This window comes from Aeromonas sp. R1-1 (genome assembly GCF_040908495.1).
Lineage (GTDB): Bacteria > Pseudomonadota > Gammaproteobacteria > Enterobacterales > Aeromonadaceae > Aeromonas > Aeromonas veronii.
The window spans coordinates 1-26569 of the sequence record NZ_JBFODV010000039.1 but is presented as its reverse complement, the minus strand read 5'-3'; the positions used below and the strand labels follow the sequence as shown (position 1 = coordinate 26569).

Below are 26569 nucleotides of genomic sequence, written 5' to 3'. Positions count from 1 at the left end.
GTTGTCTCGATAGCCCGAGCAGCGGCCAGTATCTGTTTCGCGGTCAGGACACCGCCACCATGGATGCGTTGGCGCTGGCCCGGCTGCGCTGCCACCACTTCGGTTTTATCTTTCAGCGCTACCACCTGCTGCCCCATCTCGATGCCGCCGCCAACGTGGAGATCCCAGCCGTCTATGCCGGCACCAGCCGTCCGGATCGCCAGGCGCGCGCGCGTCAGCTGCTGGGCAGACTGGGACTGCGCGATCGCAGTCACCACACCCCGGGTCAGCTTTCCGGCGGTCAGCAGCAGCGGGTCAGTATCGCCCGAGCGCTGGCCAATGGCGGCGAAGTGATCCTCGCCGATGAACCGACCGGCGCACTGGATAGCCAGAGCGGCAAGGAGGTGATGGCGATCCTCAAGGAGCTGCACGCTCAGGGCCACACCATCATTCTGGTCACCCACGATATGAACGTGGCCAGCCATGCCGACCGGATCATCACTCTCAAGGATGGTCGGATTGAACAAGATAGCGGCCCCTGCCAAACGGCCGTGTTGGCTCCAGCCACCGCCACAGCCCCTCAAAAAATAGTGCCCACTAAAGGTGCCATGGGTCACGACTGGGATCGTTATCGGGAAGCGGGACGGATGGCGATCCATGCCATGCTCGCCCACCGGATGCGCACCTTCCTCACCATGCTCGGCATCATCATCGGCATCGCCGCCGTGGTGAGCGTGGTCGCTCTTGGCCAGGGGGCGCGCGCCAAGGTGATCGACCAGATCAATGCGATGGGCACCAACACCATCGAAATCTTCCCGGGTAAAGGATGGGGCGATGAGAAGATGGCCAGCATCCAGACCCTCAACAAGGGGGATCTCGATGCACTGCTGGGGCAACCCTATCTTGCGGGCGCCAGCCCCGAGATCGGCAGCTCCGGCCAGTTGCGCTATCGCAACAAGACCAACAGCGGCAACGTGACCGGGGTCGGTAACGACTATTTCAAAGTCAAGGGGATGACGCTGGTCAGTGGTCGCTTACTGGAGTGGCAAGATATCCAGCAGCGTGCCGCCGTCGCCGTGGTGGACAAGAAGAGTATCACCAGCCTGCTTGGCAAGGAGGAGCCGGTCGGCAAGGTGGTACTGGTCGGCACCTTGCCGGTGCGGATTGTCGGTGTGGTTTCGCAGGAGACCGGCTTTGGCCCCACCAGCCAGTCAGTCAATATCTGGCTGCCCTACAGCGCGGTGATGAGTCGCCTCATCTCGCAGCACCACTTCAGCCAGATCACCATCCGGGTCAAAGACGGGGTACAACCGGCACTGGCCGAGCAGGCGGTGATCGAGCTGATCACCAAGCGCCACGGGGTGAAGGATTTCTTCACCTTCAGTAGCGACAGCATCATCAAATCGGTAGAGAAAACCACCGCCACCATGACCCTGATGGTCTCGGCCATCGCGGTGATCTCGCTGATCGTCGGCGGGGTGGGCGTGATGAACATCATGCTGGTGTCGGTGGTGGAGCGCACCCGCGAGATCGGCATTCGCATGGCCGTGGGCGCCCGCCAGTCGGATATCCTGCAGCAATTTCTGATTGAAGCTGTGATGGTGAGCCTGCTGGGGGGGATCTTCGGCGTCGGCCTCTCGCTCGGTATTGGCGCGCTCTTTTCACTGCTGGTGGACTCCATCAAGATGCAGTTCTCGCTCTTCTCCATCCTGATGGCCTTTGGCTGCTCGTCACTCATCGGGATCCTGTTTGGTTACCTGCCGGCACGCAATGCGGCGCGGCTCGACCCTGTTGTCGCACTGGCGAGGGAATAACAATGCACAAACTCTCCTGGCTGGCTCTCTGCATGGCCCTCAGCGGCTGCAGTCAGCACAGCACCTATCAAAGACCCGAGCTGGCGATCGCCCCCACATGGCAACAAGCAGAGGGCACCCAACTGGCTACGCAGGCTGGCCCCTGGTGGCGGAAATTTCATGATCCCCAGCTCGACAAACTGGTCGACGCGGTACTGGCCGCCAACCCGGACATGCGTGTGGCGGCCCTCAAGCTCAAAAGCGCCCGACTGGGCGCCGAGCAGGCCGATACCAACCTCACGCCTTCGGTCAATGGCACTATCGCCGCCAGCGGCAACAAGGATCTGAAAACCGGCAAAGGCACCAACAGTCTGGGTCCCTCGCTGAGCCTCAGTTACGAAGTAGATTTGTGGGGCAAGCTCGCCTCGGTGCGAGATCAGGCAAGCTGGGAAGCAGCGGCAAGCGAGCAGGATCTCGCCAGCACCCGACTGCTGCTGATCGGCAATACCCTGGAGCAGTATTGGCAGCTCGGCTATCTCGGCTCTGCCATCACCCTTGGGGAACAGCAGCTGGCCAACCTGACCCGTACCGAGCAGCTGACCCAGACCAAATACCAGGCAGGCGCCATTACCCGACTCGATCTGGCGCAGGCACGCCAACAGTTGGCCGGAAAACAGGCTGAGCTGGCCTCCCTCAAGGCGCAGCAGGAGCAAGCTCGCAATGCCCTGCGTCTGTTGCTGGGCCGCAGCAGCGGGCCGCTGGAGTATGCACCCGCTTCCCTTGCAACCCAGACCATTCCAGAACTTGCGGTGGGTATTCCGGCCGATGTGCTGGCACGCCGCCCCGATGTCAAAGCGGCCGAATTGCGGCTGCGCAAGACGCTGGCTAAAGGGGATGAGATCCGCACCAGCTTCTACCCCAGCCTGACCCTGACCGGCAGTGCCAGCACCGCATCCGATAGATTGGCGCAGGTGCTGCAAAATCCGGTTGGTACGCTGGGAGCCAGCCTTGCCCTCCCCTTCCTCGAATACAACCGCACCCAGCTCGCCATTGAAAGCTCAGAGCTGGATTACCAGATTGCTGAAACCGAGTTTCGCAAACAGCTCTACACCGCACTGGTGGAGGTGGAAGACAATCTGGCCGCCCGCCACTATGGCCAGCAGCGACTCGATTATCTGCAAGAGCAGCTGAGTTATGCCCAGGAGGCAGAACGGCTGGCCAAGGCTCGCTTCCAGGCGGGCGCGACCGGCGTGCAAGCCTGGCTTGATGAGCAGAACCGGCTGTGGGATGCCCAGCAGAGCCTGCTGGCCCAGCAAAAAGAGCAGCTCACCACCACCGCCAAAATCTATCGCGCCCTGGGTGGCAGCGATAGCGTGACGCCCCGATAGCGATTCTCCCGGCCATTCCCCACTCTGCCGGCAGAGTGGGGAATACCATCGCCATCGACCGCACCGAATTCCCTCGCCCACACGGCAACCGAACTCCATTGCTCATCATCAGGGGCAGTTATGGCAGCCCATCCAATTACATGCATCGGCGACCCAGAATATCCCGGCTATACCTTGCGGCTATCTCTATACCTCACGCACCCTGATCGGAGATAACGGTTACCGGATATTCCATCAGCAGAGAGCTCGGCTCTCGCCGAGCGGCGCCCCGTGAATCATGAGATGACATATCCGAAGCGCATATCTGCACGACGCATACAAATAGCGATATCACGCAGTTAATCCTGCACGACAAAATTAATCGCAAACAACGAGTGATATTGAGAAAAGGAACAGTGTGGTGAAACGACGGAAAAAAGGATACAAGCGAGGATGTAGATAACAGTGGGGCGAAAGGGCGGATTGGATAACCACGAGTGAAAAGGCAAAAAATAATGCCGCCCAAGGGCGGCATTATTCAATCTCTGAACCTGACGAATTAGATCAGGAAATCGTTCAGGTCTTTACCCAGTGCTACTTGGGCAGCAATGGCTTTCGGCATACGGCCTTGACCGGTCCAGGTTTTTTCCTGGCCATCTTCTTCGTACTTGTATTTAGCCGGACGCGGAGCACGCTTGCTCTTGGCAGCGCCAGTCGCAGCAGCCGGAGCAGCGGCAGTCGCCAGCAGCTCGCGAGGATCAATACCAGCCTGCTGCAGCATTTCGGTGAATTCATTCAGCTTGCGCTGACGCTCTTCCTGTTCAGCACGCTCCTGTTCAACAGAATCTGCGCGCTCTTGGTAAACCAGGTCAAACTTCTCTTTAGCTTCCAGCAGTTGCTCAAACGGCAGCTCACGAATAGCCGCACGCAGACTGCGAATGTTCAGCAGAACTTTCAGAAACTCGTTCATTATTTCCTCACAAAAAAGTCGGTTACAGGGATAACTGTTTCAGAATAGCATGGACAATTCCCGACGACATACAGTTTTTCTATATTAACGTTCTTTTTTTCTTAATTTTCACCATCAAGATAGAATGCTTGCCACTATCAATAACAAACCGGCTGGAGTGCAGCTCTTCTGGGTAGAGGGATGATTACCATCTTGTGTTCAAGAACATCGCTATTTCAAGACTCATTAATTTCCAGTTCAGCATCCAACAAATGATGCTCTATAACCTGCTTTATAAGCCTGAGCGCAAATTTCTACCATACGTTCAACATCATGTGACAAGACTACGCCTATCTGTTTAGCAATGAACATGTCTAGATCCTGTCCCGTCACCCGATTATGAGGGGATATCCCAATTGACTATCAACCCATTCAGCACTAACAATAAAATCACATATTAATCAATTGGTTGAAAACAACACATGACATTTCAAATATGCTTTTCATAGCCCATTTGACAGACGTATGCGTCCGAAAACAGACTGTTCGGATACTGGCCGTCCAGAAGGTAAACAATAAAAAAGCCAGCCGTTTTTAAGGGCTGGCTTTCTATGTAGCCAAATAGCACTATTTATTTTTGGTTATATTCTTGCCTGATTGATCAACACCGGTAATCACTGCCTGTGAAGCGGATCCAGTTAAAAGGGGCTCGGTTGGATAGAGCTTGAGTGCTTCCGCTCGCATCGCATTGGCTTCCTCTGTACGACCCAATGCATTAAGCGCGATCACCATATTGGCGTATATGTTGGCACGCGGTGTATGGCGTACGAATGCCTGCCCCCACTCCAGATAAGCTGCCAGTTCGGTCTTGTTATTTGTCTGCAAGCCCACCATCAGACGAACTGAGTTCACATCAAATTCCACTCGGGTCAACCAAGCCATGGGATTGACGATATCAAGTAGCAAAGTCGGCTCTTTATACCCACCCCGTTCATATTTGGTGACTACCCATGCGGTGTGAATTGCTGTGAGCATAAAGGGAACGACCAGCAGCGGGATAGCGATCGCCATAAATCGCAGTAACAGCCATGGGCGGCACTCCATATCCCACCATGATGAGAAACCCTGACTCGCCAGGTTGGTCTCTTCAATTTCGGTATCGATGATATAAATCAGCGTCAGCAACAACCACCATAACACGATCGCATGGTAGAGCGGGTATTCCGTCTGGGTATGTAGCAATATCGGTATAACTAGGGCAAGCAGCCCCATAGCATTTACCCAACGCACACTTGCCAGACGCCATAATAATGCGCCCCCCATGATCACCATGCCGACCATGGGTGCAATACCGCCCTCAACAGCCCAATAGAGAAATTCGTTGTGGGGGTGGTCGAGATTGTACTCAATCTGCACCATGGACGGATTCAGTGCTTTATCAGCCATGTAGTGATGAAGAAAAACAGATTCAAAACTGCCGTATCCCCAACCACTCCAGGGAGCCTGTGCAATCAGTTTTGCCGCGTAAGGCCAGTAAATCGAGCGCATACCACCGGACTGATAGATCTCTAATCCGCGTTTTACTCCAGCCAGCCAATATTGCGATAACAGGCCAATCGCTACAGCCAAAATAACCAGACCCAATATCCGCCATAGCAAACGCTGTCGATAAAGCTGAGGCATCAGTAAAAACAGTGCTAGCAGACCGCCTAACTGCCCTACTCGGGATTGCAAAACAACGAGCAGCAGTGCTGCAGATAGAATGACGCCATAGCGCAGCGCCATAAGTAATCGACCACCCTCTCTACGCAGTTCCAGCCAGATGGCAAGGGCAATCCCAGTCGCCATAAACGTCGCCATCACGTTTGGCTGTTGAAAAATCCCGTAAGGGCGATTGGCTTTGGTGTCATAGCCAATCCAGTTACCTGTCGTCAACAGGTAGAACTGCACCAGACCCAGCACGGCCTCCATCGAGATCGCAATCAGGATGAGATAGAGCAAGCGATCACGCTGCTGCCGATTAAAGCGCCATTGATAGAGTCCAAACAAAAACAGCAGACCAGCAAAAAGGCCCAGCAATCGGGGAATGGCATAATCCTTGAGTGCAAAACCTGGATAGAGCATCGGGAACAGCAGCAAGAGTGATCCTATACATAAACCCGCTTGTAATGTAGAAAAGACCAAACGCTGGCGTAACGTCACCTGCCACAATCCCAATCCAATAGCCAGCGAGGCAAACACCCATCCCCATGCGTTAAAGGGAAGATACAGCCCGGCGCCTCCTGGGTTGTGCATAAAAAAGTGCATGCCGCACAGCCAATAAAGTACGCATAGCACCATCATGAGTCTTGTTAACATTCCCGCCCGGCTCCTTAGGCCCACCCGATATCCAGAGAAAGAGAATAAAAAAGGGGGCTAATCGCCCCCCTCTCGTTCGTTAGCAAACCCATTATGCCTCGTCGGGTCGACGAAATGCATGCTTGACCAACACAATACCCACCCCCAGCATGCCACCTAGCAGGGTGGCCAACACCACGATCAGCGGACGTTTTGGCTTGTCGCGGCTAAGAGGTTCATCTGGCGCGTCAAGATAGGAGAAAGGGCGAAATGCAATACCGTCCAAAGAGATGCTTTTTAAGCGTGCCATCTTCACCTGCAGAGATTGCAATGTGGGTTGATAAACCTCAAGGTCGATGGATTTCAGCAATGACAGCTTTTCTTCCAAACCTTTTGAACCCAGCGAAATGAGGAAACGATCTTGCGCGTTATAGTTTTCCAGTGGCGCGCTGACACCGGCCGCTTTGGCCACTTTGTTAGCCATCGCCAATTCTACTATTTCCTGTTGCAGGGTACGTTTTGTGTCCTCCTGCATGATCCGATACTCCGTGTTCATGCCATCCAACTGCAGATCACGCTGTTCAGCGAGTCGCTGTATCAACTGCTTTTGTTGCAATTTGATAATGAAGTCAATATACCCCTCCAACATTGCCAGCGACTTCTCGGAGGTGGGGGCAGCAAACTTGAGCTCAACACCCGGCGCCTCCCCCTTCTTGTCTACAGGCTGAGCCGTCACCGATTTACTCCAGTCGCGCAACCAACGCACCTGCGCCTTGCCATCCAGGCCATCGTTTTTTACCACCTCGGTGAATAAAGGGCTGGCTTTGAGATAATCACGGCGATTCTCGTAACTATTGAACTCACCAATAAACTCTTTGTAAAGATCTTCTCCGCTGGGAAAACCGACAAGACCCAATGCAGTTGCCTGCTTTGAGACTTTCCGCATCGGTGTCATGTCCTCCGGCTTAGGCGCAGCCACCACTGCCGAAGCGGACCACTGCTGGGGTGCCAACAGCGCATACGCAATACCGCCTAAAGCAAACACCAGGGTAACCAGCATAATAAGCAGCTTCTGACGCCACAGCACCAGCATCAGCTCACGTAAATCGATCTCATCTGATGCCGGGGCTTGCACCCACTGGTTAGGAATAACCGGCGTTTTTTCGCTCATCTCTTCTCTCTTAATTATCAATGTTAAAAATCTTACGACAGGGACACAATTAAGGGGCACCAACAAAACAGGGGGCCTGGCGATCTTTATCCGATAGCAATAAGGGCCACTGCTCAGATAATGGCCATTTTATCGCCAGATTAGGGCTATCCCATCGAATAGCAGCTTCATCACCGGGATGATAATAATCGCTGCATCTGTAAAAAACATCAGCGCTGTCACTTAGCACATAAAAACCGTGCGCAAAACCAGGGGGAATCCAGATAAGCTCACCGAGTGCTGCATTTAATTGACAACCCAACCATTGCCCGTATGTGGGCGACGCTGGTCGGATGTCAACCGCCACATCAAAAATAGTCCCGCTGATAACCTGTATTAGTTTTCCTTGTGGTCGATTGCGTTGGTAATGCAAACCACGCAACGTGCCCCCGACCGAACGACTCAGATTGTCTTGCACCAGCGGGTAATGGCCACAGTGCTTTTCAAATTCATCTTGACGAAAACACTCACGAAATTGACCGCGATGATCCGAAAAAGTCGTGGGCGTAAGGATCATAACCCCCGCCAGCGATGTTGCACGATATTGCATTGATAAACCCATGTGAAAAAAGAACCAAGTGATCACTTACTGATTTTTTGATTGCTAGGGTAGTAGCTTGAAAGCTTCCACTTATGCTCGAAAGTCTCCCTCAGGTCACACATCAGGCTGTGTGACAAGCAATCGAAGCAGGTATTGACCATATTCATTTTTTGCCAACGGGATAGCAAGTGCACGCAACTGATCGGCATCGATAAACCCCTTGCGAAAAGCGATCTCTTCTGGACACGCAATCTTTAATCCCTGACGCTTTTCGATGGCCTGAATAAAGTTGCTCGCTTCGATCAGACTTTCATGGGTACCGGTATCGAGCCAAGCATAGCCGCGCCCCATTATGGCGACCGTCAATTGCCCTGTTGCAAGGTAGTGATTGCTGAGATCTGTTATTTCCAGCTCACCACGGGGCGACGGCTTCAGACTCTTGGCGATCTCCACCACGCTGTTATCGTAGAAATAGAGGCCGGTCACCGCATAGTTGCTCTTGGGCTCAAACGGTTTCTCTTCCAAAGAGATAGCGGTACCCTCTTTATCAAATTCCACCACCCCATAACTCTCAGGGTCTTGCACGTGGTAAGCAAAGACAGTAGCGCCGCTCTCTTTGGCCGCTGCGGCTTCCAACTGTTTCTGCAGGTCGTGGCCGTAGAAGATGTTGTCCCCCAGCACCAGCGCACAGGGGTCCGAACCGATGAACTCTTCACCCAGAATAAAGGCTTGCGCCAACCCGTCCGGGCTTGGTTGTACCTTGTATTGCAAGTTCAGGCCCCACTGGCTGCCATCACCCAGCAACTGCTCAAAGCGGGGAGTATCTTGCGGCGTGCTGATGATCAGAATATCGCGAATACCCGCCAGCATCAGGGTGCTGAGCGGGTAGTAGATCATCGGCTTGTCATAGATGGGCAGCAGCTGCTTGCTCACCGCCATGGTCACAGGATAGAGACGGGTGCCAGAGCCACCGGCCAGAATAATCCCTTTACGTTTGGTCATGATGCTTGTTTCTTATTTTTAAATTGCAAAAGAACAAAGGGTGGCTTGAAGCCACACCTTTTACGTTTTATCCCTGCCAGCCAGGCAGGTGTTCAACACATCCCTGACCAGTGATTTATTTGCCCAGGATCTCGGTCAACATCCGCTCCACACCGACGGTCCAGTCCGGTAGCACCAGATCGAAGGTGCGCTGGAATTTACCAGTATCAAGGCGGGAGTTATGGGGTCGTTTGGCCGGGGTCGGGAAGGCGCTGGTCGGCACCGCATTGAGCTGTGTCACAGCCAGTTCAACGCCGGCTTCTCTGGCTTTGGCAAACACCAGCTGGGCGTAGTCAAACCAGGTTGTGGTACCAGAGGCAATCAGATGGTACAGCCCGGTGACCTCGGGTTTGCGCTGCGCCACGCGGAGAGCATGGGCGGTGCAATCGGCCAGCAACTCGGCTCCGGTCGGAGCACCGAACTGGTCATTGATCACTGACATCTCGCTACGCTCTTTGCCAAAGCGCAGCATGGTCTTGGCAAAGTTGGCGCCGCGGGCGGCATAGACCCAGCTGGTGCGGAAGATCAGGTGACGTGAGCAGATGGCTGCGCCTTGTTCACCCGCCAGCTTGGTTTCGCCATAGACGTTGAGCGGAGCAGTTGCATCGGTTTCTACCCAGGGGCGCTCACCGCTGCCATCGAACACATAGTCGGTGGAGTAATGCACCAACCAGGCACCCAATGCTTCCGCTTCTTTGGCGATCGCCGCTACACTGGTCGCGTTGAGCAGCTCGGCAAACTCCCGCTCGCTCTCCGCCTTGTCGACTGCGGTATGGGCCGCGGCGTTGACAATCACGTCCGGCTTGACCAGACGTACCGTATCGGCCACCCCTGCCGGGTTGCTGAAATCGCCACAATAATCGGTGGAGTCAAAATCAACGGCAGTGATGCGGCCCAGCGGGGCCAGTGCACGTTGCAGCTCCCAACCGACCTGGCCGTTTTTGCCAAACAGCAAAATATGCATCAAGTACGCTCCCCGTAATTCTGCTCAATCCAGGATTGGTAGGCACCGCTCTTGACGTTGTTGACCCACTGCTGGTTATCCAGATACCACTGCACAGTTTTGCGAATACCGGATTCAAAGGTCTCTTGCGGTTGCCAAGCAAGCTCACTGCTCATCTTGGTCGCATCGATGGCATAGCGGCGATCGTGGCCGGGGCGATCCGCCACATAGGTGATTTGCTCACGATAAGAGCCCGCCTTCGGCACCATCTCGTCCAGCAGATCGCAGATGGTGTGTACCACCTCCAGATTCTGCTTCTCGTTGTGACCGCCAATGTTGTAGGTCTCTCCGACCAAGCCAGTGGTCACCACCTTGTAGAGCGCGCGCGCGTGGTCTTCCACATAGAGCCAGTCACGGATCTGGTCGCCCTTGCCATAGACAGGTAACGGCTTGCCATCCAGCGCGTTAAGAATGACCAACGGGATCAGCTTCTCGGGGAAGTGATACGGGCCGTAGTTGTTGGAGCAGTTGGTGACGATGGTCGGCAGACCGTAGGTGCGGCGCCAGGCGCGCACCAGATGGTCGCTGGAGGCCTTGGAGGCAGAATAGGGGCTGCTGGGGGCATAGGGGGTGGTTTCAGTGAAGAGCGGCAATGGTTCACCGACGGCGACTTCATCCGGATGGGGCAGATCACCATACACCTCGTCAGTGGAGATATGGTGGAAGCGGAAGGCCGCCTTGCGCACCTCGTCCAGACCATTCCAGTAAGCGCGAGCCGCTTCCAGCAACATATAGGTGCCGACGATATTGGTCTCGATAAAGTCAGCTGGCCCTGTAATGGAGCGGTCAACATGGCTCTCGGCGGCCAGATGCATCACGGCATCCGGCTGGTGCAGGGCAAACACCCGATCCAGCTCGGCACGGTTGCAGATATCCACTTGCTCAAACGCATAACGCTCGCTTGTCGATACATCGGCCAAGGATTCCAGATTGCCAGCATAGGTGAGTTTATCGAGATTGATAACGGCATCCAGGGTATCACGGATGATATGGCGCACGACAGCAGAGCCGATAAAGCCTGCACCACCGGTAACGAGAATTTTCAACATATTTAAGCGAGTATTATTACGATATAAGGCCGACTGACAAGACATACTTGAAGGCTACTCTCTGACAGAGCATTGCCCCTGATGAGGGCAGAGGATTGCTTCGGCCCAAACAAGCTATTGATGCTCAACATGTTGTCCCTCTGTCCATCTATCTGCTCCGTCATTAATGCAAACACTGTGCATACCATAAAACATGCCGTTTAATGCATCGGCTGATGACTCTCTGAATGAAGAAAATCAATGTCCTCGACCACACTCAGGCTCGGTTCATGCGGCAAAGTCTTTTTTGCCTGCCATACCAGATCGCAAATCCCGTCGGTAGGATTAAAACCGGTCGGCATACTTAACAGCAGGCTACGGATCTGCTCATGATCAAAGCGGAAACACGCGCTATCGAGCTCGGCCAAAAACGCCCGCAGTTGTGGCCATGGCAGCATCGACTCTGAGGCTTTCATAATTCGGGGATGGGCAGTGCCCTCAACCTGATCACCAATTAGTAACTCTTCAAACAGCTTCTCACCGGGGCGCAATCCGGTGATCTTAACCTCGATATCACCTGTGGGGTATTTGTCGCTCTTGAGCTTCAGGCCACTCAAGCGGATCATCCGGTGGGCCAAATCAATGATCTTGACCGGCTCGCCCATGTCCAACACAAATACATCCCCACCTTGCCCCATTGCCCCCGCCTGGATCACCAATTGCGATGCCTCAGGAATAGTCATGAAATAACGAATGATGTCGGGGTGGGTCAAAGTCAAAGGGCCACCATCACGGATCTGCTTACGAAACAGTGGCACAACAGAACCTGAAGAGCCGAGAACATTACCAAAACGGACCATACAAAAACGAGTTTGCTGCTGCACAGCAGCCAATGATTGCAGCACCAGTTCGGCCAATCGCTTGGTGGTTCCCATCGTATTAGTGGGACGCACCGCCTTATCAGTCGAAATCAGCACAAAGGTTTCAACCTTGGCCCTGATAGCTGCCTGTGCACAAAAAAGTGTGCCAAACACATTATTGCGCACCCCCTCCACCACGTTGTATTCAACCAGGGGGACATGCTTATAAGCAGCTGCATGGTAAATAGTCTGGATTTGGAAGGTACTCATAGCAGCTTGCAAGCGATGTTGCCGCTGCACCGACCCCAGCAATGGCACTATCTCAACCTGCAACCCTTCTTGCTGACTTATTTCTTGCAGCTCTTTATCAATGGCATATAGTCCATATTCAGAAAGCTCAAACAACACTAGCCGCGCAGGTTTACAACGGATTATCTGACGACATAATTCAGAACCGATAGAACCGCCCGCTCCCGTCACCATTACCCGTTTGCCAGATATATTGGCATTGATTAGTTCAGGGATCGGGGCAACAGCATCACGCCCCAACAAATCCTCAATACTAACCTCTTTAAGCTCATCGATATGAGCATTCCCCTCAACCAGATCTGCCATACCTGGGATAGAAAGAACCTCACATGGGCACTGCTCCAGTCGATTGATCACCGCTTGCCTGACACTACGCGAAGCACTAGGCATGGCCAGCAAGATTTTTTTAATATCAAAGCGCTCGATCAACGCCTCGATGGCGTCATTACCGTAAACGTTTACCCCTTGGATCATTGTTTTAGCCAACGTAGGATCATCGTCAACAAACGCCACCGGCAGATACTCCTGCCCTTGATTCAACGCAAGCTGCAACTGCCGCCCGGAAGATCCAGCACCGTAAATCAGCACCGCCACTCGTTGCTGGCTGCTGCGCTGGACCAGAGCCCGAAAAAATAGCCGCACCCCACCGATCAGCAACACCGAAAAAGCAAAATAGATAACAGATACAGTACGAGGAAGTGGAACCCCCAAAAAAAATGCCAGCATAACCAACGACATTGTGGAAAGAAGAGCGCCAAGCGACACAGTCCATAACACCTTGAAACCGACATAGCGTAATACTGCGCGATACAGCCCTAACCTCATAAAAATGACGATGGTGATCGGCAACAAAAACGCCAGCACTTGCCAGTGAATCATACTCTGCAACGGAATATCGCTATCCAGCCGCACCCAATACCCCCCCCAAAAAGCCAACGTTAACAACACTAAGTCAACAAAGACACTAATAATTCTCTTATATAGCCGTGGCATACCAATAAAAGTCGTCAACATAAATTCACCGTGCTATGTAAATGGCGATGCCATGTTCTGGCTGCATCGCCAATAAAAATATCAGCGACTTGCTAATGCCAACACTTCAGCCAACGCTTGGCAACTACGCAACATTTCATCTGCGCTTAAGGTTGGATGCACCAGCATCATTAAACTGGTTTCACCTAATAACTTGGCATGTGGCAAACGTTGTTTTGGTCGCCATGGAGTATTGTCGAAAGCCTTTTCCAAGTAAACCTCGGAACAACTACCTTGATAGCAAGGCACCCCACGTGCCACAACCTCATCAATAATCCGATCACGGCTCCAACCTTCAGCCAAATAGTCCTCATTGACGAAGAAATAGTGCTTGTATTCGGCATGAATGAAATCGGCAGGCACATCAACCAGGCGCAGCAACGGATAATTGGCTGCAACTGCATCTAACTGAGCAGCATTGGCAATACGCTTGGCTGTCCAATCAGCCATCCTTTTGAGTTGAATACGGCCAATAACTGCCTGCATTTCCATCATGCGCCAATTAGTGCCAAAACTGTCGTGCACCCAGCGAAAACCCGGTGCATGTTGTTTATGATAAACCGAATCGTAACTTTTACCATGATCTTTATACGACCACATTGCTTGCCACAGCTCTTTGTCACTCGTAGTAACCATACCCCCTTCACCGCCGGTGGTCATGATTTTATCCTGACAGAAGCTCCAAGCCCCCACATGACCAATAGAACCAACACTGCGCCCTTTGTACTTTGCACCGTGCGCTTGAGCACAATCCTCAATCACATAAAACCCATGCTCTGCAGCGAGTTCCATTATCGGATCCATATCCGCTGGCATCCCCGCCAGATGTACGACAATCACGGCTTTGGTATTTGGGGTAAGCACCTTGGCAATTGACTCAGCAGTAATATTTTGACTGTTAAGATCAACATCAGCAAAAACAGGATTGGCGCCGGCAGTAACGATTGCGGAAGCCGATGCCAAAAAGGTGCGCGGAGTAACGACAACATCATCTCCGGCCCCTACGCCCAATGCCTTAATGGCAACATCTAAAGCTAGGGTACCATTGGCGAGCGAAATTGCATATTCACTGTCAACCCACGCAGCAAATTCTTTTTCAAACTCACGGCACTCATTGCCAGTCCAATAATTCACCTTGTTGGATAAAATAACCTGACTTACAGCATCAGCCTCTTCTTTAGTAAAAGAGGGCCAAGGGGAAAAAGTAGTATTCAACACGACATCTTCCTTACAACTTAAAAATAAATTAATGAGAAATTACCACTGCAGGCGTACCTACCACGGTTTGAAAATCTGGAATATCACGAATGACAGTCGCACCAGCACCAACTATTACTTTATTGCCAATACAGATCAATTGATTGACTTGTGCACCAATGCCAATCCAACTATGTTCACCGACACAAACCCCTCCGGCTAGATGAGCTCCGGGACTAATATGAACACCATCAGCTAACACGCAATCATGATCAACTGTTGCACTGGTATTAATAATACCGCCAACCCCAACAGTGGCAAACGCATTGACTACAGCATGTGCCATCACTACAGTACCTTCTCCCAATTGTGCATAGCCACTAACAGTAGCATGAGGGTGAACGAGTGGTACGAGCTTTGCTCCGAACTGTTGCAATACCCTTAATTTTTGCAACCTTGTTGAATTATTGCCAATCGCCACCACTACTAGATCAAAGTCTTGAACTAACGCTAGTAAATCAGTAGTACAGCCTTTAACTTGCCAATGAGCAAGTTGCATTAATTCAGGAAAGCGATCATCAAAAAAAATAATCTCTTTAAAACCATTTAGCTCCGCCAACTCAGCAATCACCTTGCCGTGGCCACTCGCACCCAAGATGGCACATTTAATCATGCGAAAAGCCTTACTTTTCATTCCTCCCCCTGAAAGGTTCTATAGTGACATGCCCCTCAGCACTGATCCCATCTTTAATTAATACCTTTCTGACCGTTAATAGCAAAACCTTAAAATCCAACCAAAATGATCGATTATCGACATACCATACATCAAGCTTGAATTTATCTTCCCAACTAATTGCATTACGGCCATTTATTTGCGCCCAACCTGTAACCCCCGGGCGCACCTCATGTCGGCGAGCTTGCTCTTTGCTGTAAAGAGGCAAATATTGCATCAATAGGGGTCTTGGCCCAACCAAAGACATGTCACCTTTTAATACATTCCACAACTCAGGTAATTCATCCAAACTACTGTTGCGCAACTTATTTCCAAAAGGCGTCATTCGCTCAGCATCGGGCAAAATGTTACCCAGAAAATCTGTTTCATCTTTCATGGTGCGAAACTTAACCATCTCAAAAGGTTTACCATTTAAGCCTGGCCGGGTTTGCCGAAAAAAAACCGGAGAACCAAGATTCTTATGTATTTTCCACGCGACCAGAGCAATCATCGGAAAAAATAGGATAAGCATGGAGAGTGAAACCAAGATATCAAATAACCTTTTCATTTTTCTTCCCCTGGTTTGCCCTGTTTGTTACCCATTCAACCCATTTTTCCGCTAGCTGATTACGATTAAATTGAGTATCTGCCAGCTCTTTCGCTCGGAGGCCCATTTTAACCAGTATTTCCCTGTCATCGGCAGCTTGCTCCAATGCATCTGCGAACGCCTTTGCATTTTCTGGCTCAACGGTAAACCCACACTGATGATCCTCTATCATTCCTGCCAACCAACCTGGATAATTATTGATAACGGGAAGTCCTGCAGCAATATAGTCAAAAAACTTGTTTGGTGATGTGCCATAGTAAAATGCGGGGATATTAGCCAATATTTGCATACCGATATCAGCACTTGCCATGAGCCCAGCTAACTTATCTTTCTTGACAGGAGGGTGAAAGATGACATTCTTCAGTTGTAACTCTTGGGCTCTCGACTCCAATTGAGGTTTTAATTTACCTTGACCAACCAAAACAAGTTTAATATCGTCCCTACCACGTCTTTGCAGTTCACTCGCCGCACTTAGAACCGCATCCAAGCCGTTTGCTATTCCATGGGTCCCCGTAAAAATAGCCATGAGATCTTGTTCAGTTACACCCTTTGGTCGCCACGGCTCACTTGGTTGGCTGAAAATGGACAAATCACACCCATTCGGAACCATCAAGATTTTGTTATCATCCACGCCTCTTTTCTTGATACCTTCAACAATACCAGGAGAAAGGCCAATACAACGATGTGCACTTTGGTAAGAGGCCCATTCTAATAGAGACATCAACCCCAAAATGACAGGGTTTTTAATTACCCCCATTTCTTTTGGTAACTCAGGCCACAAATCTCGCACTTCAAATACGAATGGTTTGCCACGAAGCCAGCGAGCGCAAATCCCTGGAACACCCGCTGTTAATGGCGTGGTTGTTGAAAATAGAACATCGTATTTTTCCGTAAACACCAAGCCGATACTTTTCAGTGCAAACTTAACAAAAGTCATGCCTCTTTTAAGAAAGCCATCTGAGTTGGAATATGCCAAATCAAATTCGATGATTCGAATACCATCAACCAAACCTTCACGCTTTCCTGACACAAACGCTGAATCGAGCCCGGTTTCTCCGCCACCATAAGATCCACACACCATGGTAACGTTATGACCATGATGTATAAGGCGCCTAGCCATTTGATAAGAACGAATTCCAGCAGAACCTTTCGGTGTTGAAAAGTGTTGATGAAAATAAAGAATATTCATGATTGAAATTGATACTCTGTTATAATTTTTCCATTTATTGAAATCTCCACCTCAAGAACAGGGATAGAACGTTCTTGATAGTAATAGCGAGACTCTCTTCCTTCTATTATCTCTAAACGGTCAATTTTTACGTCACTTGCGATAATGATACTATGATTACCGTTAGATACCATTTGCCCTTGAACCTGCCAATTATCTGGGTTCAATCGCCAGCGAAGGACTGCTTTATTTTTAAAGCCCTGAACATGATCAATTATCGTCAAAGATTTTTCCGTAAGAGAAATCTTTCTTTGATGCTCACATCCCAAGTAATCTCGGTAGCCCGCTTGAGCAGTTAATCCATGCTCATCAAAGTTGATTTCTTTGGCTTTTAACCAACAACCTAGCAAAAAACGGCTAATTCTTGGCATTTGGTCATGCTCGTCAAATTGGATTGTGTTATGACTTTGTGTACCGCTGTAGTAATCGATAAAATTTTGCCCCGCATTATAACTGAATGTGCCACCATCTCGAAAAATATTTACACCATCAAACCAAAAGTCAACATGAAGCGCATCACATTGGCTTGGACGAAAGAAAAAACGTGGGTAGTTAAATAATACAAATGCACCAGATTGGTTTCGTAATCCGATATAACCACCTTTTTCAAAATGAAAAGACGATGGTTTTGGCAGTGCGTTTTCTGGCCTATCGATACCTAATAGCGTAAACGGTCTGTCATACTCACTATTATCTTTCCATGCTAGCGCTCTCAAAAAAACAGCTGATGCTAGCTGTATTGATGGTCGAAAATCACGATAATCCGTACTTGTTAACTGCAATAAACGAGCACCATCGTTTGCACCTAAGTTTGGCGCATCGCCATCTCTGGTTTGAGTAATCTGATACAACCAATTGGTTGCTGCTTTTAATTTTATGTACATTTTCTCACTGAACTTAGGTAATTTCAACTCACGCCGCCATAACTCAGCCATAACATAAGTATCAAGCATTACCCTATGATATGTAGCCGAATACTGACTAAAACTACCATCATCCTCGATAAGGCGATTTGCGCGATTCTCTAACCACTTACGCCCTTTTTTTTGCCAGTGAGTAGCGGTTTTATCTCCATTGAAAACAAGCCAACTTCCGCCGATGAATAGAGCAGCCGCTTCAGAAGTTCCATGGTTATTATCTTGAGCAACGGCATAAGATATCGTAGGAGAAATACGTTTTAAATGAGCTTTAACCAACTCCAAAAGTGCAGATTCAGGCTTATGGACTTGATCTAGCAGTTTAGCGGTGAATGCTAAGTGCATGACCCGTATTGAGGCTTCTTGCCCGCACTTCCAATTCGGGCCTAAATAAGGCGGATTATGCTCAAGCCAATCTTTAATTGTTGTATTAAGCTCATCAAGTGCTTGTTCTCTCCCTGAGAGATAGTCTCTTGCTAAACCCAATGCCCAATCAAACCTAGATGCTTCCCAAACACCCTTAATATCACCGACGTTAGAATCAAAGTCAGACAAAAGGAACCAAGGTTTATCCATGGCAGAATGACCTTTCCCAGTGAGGACACTCTTGTTCCAGCTTAACTCACTGGCAGGTAATTCAGATAACCAACCAAAAGGAGAAAATTGGTACACCTTCTCAGGAACATGCTGAACTGAAATTAATACAGAGCGGAACCAAGGCCCCGATATCGGGACCTGAGTAAGCCTCCTCACTGGATTTAGACCACTGCGAACTCCGATCTGATAAACAGCAGCTCTGCACAGATTGATCAATCCGAGTTTTATTGCAGTCCGAGCTTTTAGTTTGAATTTCATTGTTGCTTACGTAGTTGCTCTGCAATTTCAATCGTAATCTTAGCCACTTCAAAGAGCTCTCGTGCTGGAATTGGAGACTTTTTTCCAGTTTCAATCGAATTAAGGAATGCAGCTACACAACCTATTTGACCTTTATCTTGCTTCCAGAGATTCATTTTACTAAAGCCTGGCCAGCCATATGCTTTCAGCTTGCGGAAGTTATCAAGTTGCAGCACTCGTCCCGCGGCAAACACTTCAACACGTTCTTTAGGAAAGTTTGCTGCCCCATTGGCAAGATAATGAATAGTGCCAAAGGAACCATCTGCAAAACCAAGAAGTATCGCAGCTTTATCTTCTTTAATGTCAACACCATCGACATCACCCATTCTGCGGCACTGTACTGAAACAATTTCGGAATCTGCAAGGAATCGCATTAGATCAATGAAATGACACGCCTCACCAATAATACGACCACCACCAATTTCATTATCTTGTGTCCAATGATCTGCTGGAATTGCTCCCGCATTCATTGTCATTATAAAGCTTTTGGGCTCTTTCACTGAGGAAAGAAGTGCTTTCATTTTTTGTATTTGAGGTGAAAAGCGACGGTTGAATCCAACCATTAATTTAGGTGCGGAGGAATTAGAAACTCTTGAATAATAAGCCGCCTCCACTTCAGCAAGCTCTTCGAATGTTATGGCAAGTGGCTTTTCAACAAATACATTCTTCCCAGCATTAAGTGCTTCGCAGACAAAACGTGCATGGCTATTATGGCGTGTTACAATTGCCACTGTATTGATTTCTGGATCAGACATCATGGCACTTGTATCTGTGGTCGTTTTCGCAAAACCCGCTTTCGTACCATGGGTCACACCATTAATACCACCAGAAGTAGCTATAGAATGTAATTGAGCACCGCCCGCTTTAAACGCGGGGATCAACATGCGAGAAGCGTAGTTACCAGCTCCAACAAACCCTACAACAGGTCTAGATGCCTCAAAATTGGCTTCTGCATCAAGTGTTAATGAGCTCTGATGGCGTGAGTTCACATCACTGTCGTATTGCAGGAGAATACCTAAGGCTGATTTATCGGACGTTAACAGCCCATACGCTTCGGCTGCCTGTTCAAATTTGAATCTATGCGTAATCAGTGGTTTAACATCGACTTGCCCAGAGGCAATCATATCTAAGATAGCTTCAAAGTTACGTTGTTCTGTCCAGCGAACAAAAGCATAAGGGTAATCATGGCCTTTTGCTTCATAATTAGCATCGTAGCGACCAGGCCCATAAGAGCAAGATACTTGGAAAGTTAATTCTTTTTCGTAGAAATCCGCACGATTGAGCTCTAGCCCAGCAACACCAACAAGGATAATTCGACCGCGCTTACGGCTCATCCGAGCGGCTTGTGTCACCGGATCAATTGACTTTGTAGAAGCAGTGATAATTACTCCGTCCACACCATGTCCACGGCTAAATGACATACCGGCAGCAACGGGATCTTCGCCTTTGCTTAGGTTACAAACATGCGCACCAAATTGCTTAGCAAGCTCAAGCTTAGCCTCATCATAATCAATAGCCAGTACACGACAACCTTGAGCACGAAGCAATTGAACTGTTAATAGGCCAATTAAACCAACACCGGTCACAGCAAACGCTTCGCCCAGCGTTGGTTTAGCTAAACGAATACCTTGTAAACCAATGCTCGCGACGACCGTAAAGGATGCTTCTTCATCGGTTACATTGTCAGGAATTAAAGCACACAAGTTTTTAGGTACACGAACAACATCAGCATGAGGACCATTAGATACGACACGATCGCCCTCTTTAAAACCACTAACGCCCTTACCTACAGTATTAACAACACCAACGTTACAATAACCCAAAGGTAACGGTTGTGCCAACTTAGACTGTACCGCTTCTAAAGTTGTCATCAGTCCGTCAGTTTGGACTTTTTCCAAAACCATCCTTACTTTGTCAGGTTGTTGACAAGCCTTATCAAATAAACTCGCTTTACCAAAATCAACCAGCATACGCTCTGTACCTGCCGAAATCAGAGTAATACTAGTATCAATTAATACACTGCCAACAGTAGCTCTAGGCGCAGGAGCTTCCACTAAATTTGAACCACCCTTTGCCATATCTTGCAATATTTGCTTCATAAAAATTAATCAATCCTTTTTCATTATATCAGATGTAACTGACAATATATTGAGTTTTTCAACTACTGTAGGGTAGTTAATTAGTACAGCTTTATATTTACCTTTAAAGACAAAGGCACTGCCGGCAGCCGCACCGATAATAGGATGATTTCGCAGCAAGGTTTTAATGTCATCATAACTCCCTGCGCCACCAACTGCAGTAACAGGAACGCTCACCAGACTTTTAATCTTTGTAATGAGGTCAATATCGTAACCTTTCATCACACCATCATTATCAATAGAGTTGATAACAATCTCACCTGCACCTAAAGCTTCCACTTTTTGGGCCAACTCAAAGGCGCAGACCTTTTGATTAACCTTAGCGTTCAGTGAGTAACAGTCATATTTTGCACCCAAAAAACGCTTCTTTACATCAAGAATGACTACAACACTTTGTCGACCGACATGCTCTGCAAGTTCTGTTATTAACTCTGGTTTTTTAAACACGACTGAGCTCAAGGCCACCTTTTCAACACCAAGCCCTAATATACGCTGGGCCTGTTCTACTGTTTTTATGCCCCCACCATAGCATAGAGGCATGCGGCATTCAGTTGCTAACTTCTCTATCAGTTTGTAGTCAGGCTCTACACCCTTTATTGAAGCATCAATATCAATCACAATTAACTCGTCAGCTTCTTTCTCATTGAATATCTTAACTGCGTTGATAGGATCACCCACATATTTTGGATCCTTAAACTTGACTGTTTTTACCAATCCTTTTTCATGCACTAGTAACACTGGAATAATTCTTGGAGACAGCATAATTACAACTCCGAAAAATTCTTTAGCAATGAAACACCATTATGGTGACTTTTTTCTGGGTGACACTGAATACCATACACATTTTCATGATTAACAATGCAAGCATAATCGAACCCATAATTTGCTGTCGCAACAACATCTGTATGGTTAACACATTCAAAGTAATAGGAGTGCAAAAAATAAAACCTTTTATGCTCATCCAAATGAGCTACTAGTGGTGATTCTTTAACAGGAAAAATATTGTTCCATCCCATGTGTGGTAATGGATTATTTATTTTTTCCACCTCGCCTTGAAAACTAAAACGCTTCACCGAGCCGTTAATCCAGCCGAGCCCCGCACTTATCCCCTCTTCACTGCTGTGTGCCATCATTTGCATACCGACGCAAATTCCGATGACCGGTACTTTTTTTTCTAACACTAAGTTATCCAAAATTTCACGCAAGCCTGATGTATTAAGCTTGTGCATTGCATGGTCAAAAGCACCAACACCAGGCAAAATAATTCTGCTAGCTTTTTGCAATTGCTCTGGTGTTGATGCGTAACAGGTTGGTATATTAAGCCCTTTATAAACATTAGCAAAGGCCTTAATATTGCCAAGGCCATAGTCAACTATGGTAATCATCGTTTAATTGATCTCTCTACACCGAAAAACTTAAGTACCTTGGCCCCCAAATTAAACATTGACTCCTGATTTGGATAATCTTTATATGTTTTATTAGGCTGGTCAAAGTATTTTTTTAGTTCTTCAACACTGATATCTAGTTTAGTCGCAATATACTCAAAATCATGCTTGGCATCTTCATCAGATATTGCTGGTGTTTTCAATTTATCCAATGCATCTTCACGCGTCATCTGGCCAGTTAAAATCAGGCTCGAGTACTGTACTTTACGGGTATCGTAGCCAAACTTTTTCGGCAGCCAATAACCTTCGTAAAATTTGGTAAAACGGCTTTCAAAGTGCTTTTGTGGATAAGGTATCCAACCGTATTCATCAGCCAATACTTGCATAGCCTGCTCTTTAATATAAGGGAAGTAATTAAGAGGCTTAACTACCTGCACTTTTTGGATATAACGCAGATAAAACTTATGACGTAATACACTACTGAATGGGTACGATTTCAGCGGATTATCACAATAAAGATTACGAATAGCACGGATCTGCTTCATATCAGTGCCATAATACAGCCACTCTAGTGGGTTGCGTACAACTTCCGTAGAAATATTACCGCCATTTAAAATGTACTTAATCTTATATTTTGCTGCAAAATTGTATAAGGTAGCAACAAAAGCGTGGTCTTGCGGAACATCAATATTAGACACTCCAGCACGAAAGTAGGCTAACTGGAACGCTTTCATCTCTTCCCAGTTAATAACCTCTGTGTAAAGATCAAGCCCCAGCTTTTCAATCATCACGTTAATATTATTAACCGCGATTTGCGAATTCCAGCCTCCATCAACATGGAATACTAGTGGCCGTAAGCCATATTTTTTTACCGCCACATGCAACAAATAAGAGCTATCGGCACCACCACTCATACCAATAATGCAATCGAAATCACGGTCTTTACCATCTTCCTTGATTTTGGCTATAATTCTATTCAGTTCAGCTTCACCCCGCTCGTCGGTGTGCCATCTTGGCTTTACATTTTCTTCAAAGTCTAAGCAATGGTCACATACGCCATTTGCATCAAACACAATTTTTGAGTCGGTTGTGTCCATAACGCAATTGGAACAAATTTTATGCTTTATGTTCATTTTTACCTCTTATAGTTTTTGATAATTTTAAGTAAAACAGAATAAAATAAAAAAATATAAACAATGAAATTAGAAATCCATATGAGCCATAATATATTTGAGAAAATATCAATAGAATAATTATGGTTGCAATTTGCAGAATGACGACTCCATCATCTTTGTCAACCTCAGCAGGAAATGCTGCAATCACAAACGCTAAAAATGGACACATGACTAACATTGAAAGAAAACTATAATGTAAACTTATACCAGCAATTTTAAAAAAATCAGCTAAAGCCAGAATAAAAAACATACCACCAAATATAAAAAGTGAAATTAAGATATTTAGATATAAAATATTTTTGATGTTATCTTTATGGATAAAGTCAATAAAATCAAAAAACGTTTCATATCGAACAGGATAAAATTTAATTCCCAACTTAAGTATTGAGGTATGAAACTTATACACCCCTGCGAACTGATCACCACCACTCAATGATAGAAGCAATGGGCTAAATGTAAAAACATAATCTTCAAACAACCTATAATTGAATATTTTTGTAATTTTCCTAACGTCAAAAGAAGCACTTTGGATAGTGTAACCAATAGAAATAACGCAATTATCATTAGGACCTTCTTTTTTTACCCCCCTTAAAAAAAGGTAACCCACCAGTGAAAATGACATATTCAATGAAAAGAAAAAAATAAAAACAAAATATATTTTGGCAATGTTATTTATAAAAAAGTATGAACATAAGAACATAAGAACAAAACAACAAATCGAAATAAATTCCGACTTGAAATATATTTCATTAAAGTCAGCGCTGGGGAGCCTAACTATCGACACATAAATAAGACACCTGCAAACTAGAGTAATATATATAAGTCCTGTAAATACACTCTGTTCATAACCAAGAACAACACCATTAACACACAGTGACATAACAAAAAAGACAATAATATATATAGCGTTTACGCTATCATATTTATTAACTAGCAATCTAGTTTCCAATAGCGCTACAACAAAACCGGGGATAGCAAAGATACTGACATAATAACCATAGCTATCAAATCCGACAAAGAAAGGAACGAGAATATTAAACAATCCCATACTTATAACTTGCAATAAATTTAAAACATACGTTTTAAACATCATAGTTTGGATTTTCATTCATCGAACCTTCGTCATTTTAAATACTGATGAACACAGAGCCAAACTAATTGCAAAGAGAGCTCCCCAATATATATACTGGTCAACTAAAAGAGCAATATATGTACTTATAAGTCCAGATATAACAATAGCACTTATATTTTTATTGGTTAATCGAGAAATAAAAAAAATAGGTATAGTAAAAATAAACGCCACACCTAAAATACCATTTCTTAACATAATTAAGAATGGGGATGAATGGGCATGGTGCATTACCTCATCATAATGTGGCACCGCATTCATATAGTTATGATACTCCGCCCCAAAACCTTTTCCGATAAGATAAGTATACCAATCATAAGATGACAACTCTCTTAAAATTAGAGATATTTCAATTAACCTCTGATTTGCAGATGAATTGTGGAAGTTTAGCGAAGAATCAGATAAATCAAATGAGAAGCTAGAAATAACATTAACAATAGCATCGCCATTTACAAGGTAAAAAGAGAAGGATGTTAATATGACAAAAGCTATTATCGCCAATATTTTCTTTACGTTAAAAACGTTCATTAAAACAAATAACATTATTGGTATGACCAATACAATAATATTTATCCTTTGTAAGGAAAATACACAAGCTGCCATTATTATAATAATTTTAATAAGAATTGGAAAGCGTATTATATTAAAATTAAAAATAAGATATGCTATGGCTAATGCGCCACCAAAATGAAGCTCTGGTGGAATACTCACTTTTGCACCACTGGTATATATATACATAAAGAGTACTGACAATGATGAAAAAAATGTTGCGTTGATAACTATAACTATAAATTCATCTATACCAATGGATTTATGGCATATGAAGTTTATAGCCGTAACATAGTATATTGGAATTAAGGCAAACCCAATAAAATCAGATATAGTGTACCTTAAAGTACCTACTTCTGAGACGAACGGTGCAATTAGAGATGAAAGCAATATAACCGTAAAACCAAAAAAAATGTATTCATCAATTAAGCTAAAACTAACTGAAAACTTTAAATCAATATGCCATAGCATACCAACCAATACTAAGATATAGGATAGTTTCATAGCATAAATAATTTCAGGACTAGAAACATTATAATGATGCCATATTATCCCATGAGCTAATAATAGAGCAGGAATAATTATATATATTGTAATCTTTATTAATAACAAGCTTAAAGTTGGAGTATATCTCATATTAATGCGATCCCACCAGATCGATAGCATGAAGAAATTTTTATTTTTTTACAATTTTTGCCAGCCCTCTTTTCGAGAATACTGCTCATACCAGTAAATTGCTGTTTCTTTCGTAGAATGGCTTTGCGAGTGGTATCACCACGTAACGTATTCAGCCCCTTATGCTGGACGCTTGCTAAATAATTTGCCCTCATGGTAAAGCACCTTCACTGCTCCATAGCCATTCCCATGGAAAGGAAACACGGCATACATGAGGCCTTTCAATCGAGTCCATTTGTTAGCTATTCCTCTGCATTGATGATTACGCGTGATAATTTAAGGAAGCTGCGAACAAGCGGTTCGCACCTTCACCACGAACTCTTTGTCCGCATTTGAAATGCCCATCACTCCAAAAACCTGACTTTTGCCGCAATTATTCCGCTATTAAGCGCAATTTAGCCTCATTTTCGAGGCTTATCTCGATTTTTGGGCACAGCTATCCCATGCCCGTATCATCTGGTCCACGCGAAACAGATTCGCCAGCGTAAACAACATCGCCAGTTGGTTGTCGTTC

Annotated in this window: 21 protein-coding genes; 2 read left to right on the top strand and 19 right to left on the bottom strand. The window is 46.9% G+C overall.

All coding sequences use genetic code 11. From position 1 onward, the window contains the following. Positions 1-1793, top strand: a 1793-nt coding sequence (locus AB5Y92_RS01865) for a MacB family efflux pump subunit (protein ID WP_368225319.1), incomplete at its 5' end; no start/stop codon positions are given. A 2-nt stretch (positions 1794-1795) separates the two neighbouring features. Next, positions 1796-3160: an efflux transporter outer membrane subunit gene (locus AB5Y92_RS01860; RefSeq protein ID WP_368225317.1), complete on the top strand. Its 1365-nt coding sequence runs from the start codon at positions 1796-1798 to the stop codon at positions 3158-3160. Positions 3161-3698: 538 nt separating this feature from the next. Here the strand turns inward: AB5Y92_RS01860 and AB5Y92_RS01855 are convergent. The 19 genes from AB5Y92_RS01855 to AB5Y92_RS01765 form a co-directional block, all read right to left on the bottom strand. Beyond that, on the bottom strand, positions 3699-4109 hold the full coding sequence (locus AB5Y92_RS01855; RefSeq protein ID WP_005344269.1) for an H-NS family nucleoid-associated regulatory protein: 411 nt from the start codon (positions 4107-4109) through the stop codon (positions 3699-3701). Between the two features lie 606 nt (positions 4110-4715). Further along, positions 4716-6446: a Wzy polymerase domain-containing protein gene (locus AB5Y92_RS01850; protein ID WP_368225315.1), complete on the bottom strand. Its 1731-nt coding sequence runs from the start codon at positions 6444-6446 to the stop codon at positions 4716-4718. A gap of 91 nt (positions 6447-6537) precedes the next feature. Continuing rightward, the gene (locus tag AB5Y92_RS01845; protein ID WP_368225313.1) at positions 6538-7596 is read right to left on the bottom strand and encodes an LPS O-antigen chain length determinant protein WzzB; all 1059 of its coding nucleotides are present in this window, start codon (positions 7594-7596) and stop codon (positions 6538-6540) included. A gap of 49 nt (positions 7597-7645) precedes the next feature. Next, positions 7646-8221, bottom strand: coding sequence for a dTDP-4-dehydrorhamnose 3,5-epimerase (gene rfbC, locus AB5Y92_RS01840; RefSeq protein ID WP_368225311.1), 576 nt, complete (start codon positions 8219-8221; stop codon positions 7646-7648). 69 nt (positions 8222-8290) lie between these two features. After that, complete coding sequence (rfbA, locus tag AB5Y92_RS01835) at positions 8291-9178, bottom strand: glucose-1-phosphate thymidylyltransferase RfbA (RefSeq protein WP_368225309.1); 888 nt, start codon at positions 9176-9178, stop codon at positions 8291-8293. Between the two features lie 115 nt (positions 9179-9293). After that, a complete protein-coding gene (gene rfbD / locus AB5Y92_RS01830) occupies positions 9294-10181 on the bottom strand; it encodes a dTDP-4-dehydrorhamnose reductase (protein WP_368225308.1) in 888 nt (295 codons plus the stop codon). Beyond that, a complete protein-coding gene (gene rfbB, locus AB5Y92_RS01825) occupies positions 10181-11266 on the bottom strand; it encodes a dTDP-glucose 4,6-dehydratase (RefSeq protein ID WP_368225321.1) in 1086 nt (361 codons plus the stop codon). Before rfbB ends, rfbD begins: the two co-directional genes overlap by 1 nt. A gap of 203 nt (positions 11267-11469) precedes the next feature. Continuing rightward, a complete protein-coding gene (locus tag AB5Y92_RS01820) occupies positions 11470-13431 on the bottom strand; it encodes a polysaccharide biosynthesis protein (protein WP_368225306.1) in 1962 nt (653 codons plus the stop codon). A gap of 60 nt (positions 13432-13491) precedes the next feature. Beyond that, a complete protein-coding gene (locus AB5Y92_RS01815; RefSeq protein WP_368225304.1) occupies positions 13492-14667 on the bottom strand; it encodes a DegT/DnrJ/EryC1/StrS family aminotransferase in 1176 nt (391 codons plus the stop codon). 28 nt (positions 14668-14695) lie between these two features. Further along, positions 14696-15340, bottom strand: a complete 645-nt coding sequence (locus AB5Y92_RS01810) for an acetyltransferase (protein ID WP_236351569.1) — start codon at positions 15338-15340, stop codon at positions 14696-14698. After that, positions 15330-15926 carry a sugar transferase gene (locus tag AB5Y92_RS01805; RefSeq protein WP_368225301.1) on the bottom strand — a complete coding sequence of 199 codons (597 nt, stop codon included), beginning with the start codon at positions 15924-15926 and terminating at the stop codon, positions 15330-15332. The genes AB5Y92_RS01810 and AB5Y92_RS01805 overlap by 11 nt, the downstream gene beginning before the upstream one ends. Then, on the bottom strand, positions 15910-17154 hold the full coding sequence (locus AB5Y92_RS01800; protein ID WP_368225300.1) for a glycosyltransferase family 4 protein: 1245 nt from the start codon (positions 17152-17154) through the stop codon (positions 15910-15912). Before AB5Y92_RS01800 ends, AB5Y92_RS01805 begins: the two co-directional genes overlap by 17 nt. Next, the gene (locus tag AB5Y92_RS01795; RefSeq protein ID WP_368225298.1) at positions 17151-18965 is read right to left on the bottom strand and encodes an alginate lyase family protein; all 1815 of its coding nucleotides are present in this window, start codon (positions 18963-18965) and stop codon (positions 17151-17153) included. Before AB5Y92_RS01795 ends, AB5Y92_RS01800 begins: the two co-directional genes overlap by 4 nt. Beyond that, a complete protein-coding gene (locus AB5Y92_RS01790) occupies positions 18962-21103 on the bottom strand; it encodes a bi-domain-containing oxidoreductase (RefSeq protein WP_164536401.1) in 2142 nt (713 codons plus the stop codon). Before AB5Y92_RS01790 ends, AB5Y92_RS01795 begins: the two co-directional genes overlap by 4 nt. A 9-nt stretch (positions 21104-21112) precedes the next feature. Then, a complete protein-coding gene (locus AB5Y92_RS01785) occupies positions 21113-21904 on the bottom strand; it encodes an AglZ/HisF2 family acetamidino modification protein (protein ID WP_164536400.1) in 792 nt (263 codons plus the stop codon). Between the two features lie 2 nt (positions 21905-21906). Beyond that, positions 21907-22527, bottom strand: a complete 621-nt coding sequence (gene hisH / locus AB5Y92_RS01780) for an imidazole glycerol phosphate synthase subunit HisH (protein ID WP_164536399.1) — start codon at positions 22525-22527, stop codon at positions 21907-21909. Beyond that, positions 22524-23660, bottom strand: a complete 1137-nt coding sequence (locus AB5Y92_RS01775; protein WP_164536398.1) for an N-acetyl sugar amidotransferase — start codon at positions 23658-23660, stop codon at positions 22524-22526. Before AB5Y92_RS01775 ends, hisH begins: the two co-directional genes overlap by 4 nt. Further along, positions 23644-24810: a hypothetical protein gene (locus tag AB5Y92_RS01770; RefSeq protein ID WP_164536397.1), complete on the bottom strand. Its 1167-nt coding sequence runs from the start codon at positions 24808-24810 to the stop codon at positions 23644-23646. The genes AB5Y92_RS01775 and AB5Y92_RS01770 overlap by 17 nt, the downstream gene beginning before the upstream one ends. After that, the gene (locus tag AB5Y92_RS01765) at positions 24811-26016 is read right to left on the bottom strand and encodes an O-antigen ligase family protein (RefSeq protein WP_164536396.1); all 1206 of its coding nucleotides are present in this window, start codon (positions 26014-26016) and stop codon (positions 24811-24813) included. Positions 26017-26569 lie beyond the last annotated feature (553 nt).

What these genes read in the sequence shown, in the direction of transcription:
- AB5Y92_RS01845 (WP_368225313.1), bottom strand. Translation starts at nt 7,596, where the DNA reads ATGAGCGAAAAAACGCCGGTTATTCCTAACCAGTGGGTGCAAGCCCCG.
- AB5Y92_RS01805 (WP_368225301.1), bottom strand. Translation starts at nt 15,926, where the DNA reads ATGAAAAGGTTATTTGATATCTTGGTTTCACTCTCCATGCTTATCCTA.
- AB5Y92_RS01850 (WP_368225315.1), bottom strand. Translation starts at nt 6,446, where the DNA reads ATGTTAACAAGACTCATGATGGTGCTATGCGTACTTTATTGGCTGTGC.
- rfbA (WP_368225309.1), bottom strand. Translation starts at nt 9,178, where the DNA reads ATGACCAAACGTAAAGGGATTATTCTGGCCGGTGGCTCTGGCACCCGT.
- AB5Y92_RS01770 (WP_164536397.1), bottom strand. Translation starts at nt 24,810, where the DNA reads ATGAAAATCCAAACTATGATGTTTAAAACGTATGTTTTAAATTTATTG.
- AB5Y92_RS01860 (WP_368225317.1), top strand. Translation starts at nt 1,796, where the DNA reads ATGCACAAACTCTCCTGGCTGGCTCTCTGCATGGCCCTCAGCGGCTGC.
- rfbD (WP_368225308.1), bottom strand. Translation starts at nt 10,181, where the DNA reads ATGCATATTTTGCTGTTTGGCAAAAACGGCCAGGTCGGTTGGGAGCTG.
- AB5Y92_RS01810 (WP_236351569.1), bottom strand. Translation starts at nt 15,340, where the DNA reads ATGAAAAGTAAGGCTTTTCGCATGATTAAATGTGCCATCTTGGGTGCG.
- AB5Y92_RS01800 (WP_368225300.1), bottom strand. Translation starts at nt 17,154, where the DNA reads ATGAATATTCTTTATTTTCATCAACACTTTTCAACACCGAAAGGTTCT.
- AB5Y92_RS01795 (WP_368225298.1), bottom strand. Translation starts at nt 18,965, where the DNA reads ATGAAATTCAAACTAAAAGCTCGGACTGCAATAAAACTCGGATTGATC.
- AB5Y92_RS01855 (WP_005344269.1), bottom strand. Translation starts at nt 4,109, where the DNA reads ATGAACGAGTTTCTGAAAGTTCTGCTGAACATTCGCAGTCTGCGTGCG.
- hisH (WP_164536399.1), bottom strand. Translation starts at nt 22,527, where the DNA reads ATGATTACCATAGTTGACTATGGCCTTGGCAATATTAAGGCCTTTGCT.
- AB5Y92_RS01785 (WP_164536400.1), bottom strand. Translation starts at nt 21,904, where the DNA reads ATGCTGTCTCCAAGAATTATTCCAGTGTTACTAGTGCATGAAAAAGGA.
- AB5Y92_RS01790 (WP_164536401.1), bottom strand. Translation starts at nt 21,103, where the DNA reads ATGAAGCAAATATTGCAAGATATGGCAAAGGGTGGTTCAAATTTAGTG.
- AB5Y92_RS01775 (WP_164536398.1), bottom strand. Translation starts at nt 23,660, where the DNA reads ATGAACATAAAGCATAAAATTTGTTCCAATTGCGTTATGGACACAACC.
- AB5Y92_RS01820 (WP_368225306.1), bottom strand. Translation starts at nt 13,431, where the DNA reads ATGTTGACGACTTTTATTGGTATGCCACGGCTATATAAGAGAATTATT.
- AB5Y92_RS01765 (WP_164536396.1), bottom strand. Translation starts at nt 26,016, where the DNA reads ATGAGATATACTCCAACTTTAAGCTTGTTATTAATAAAGATTACAATA.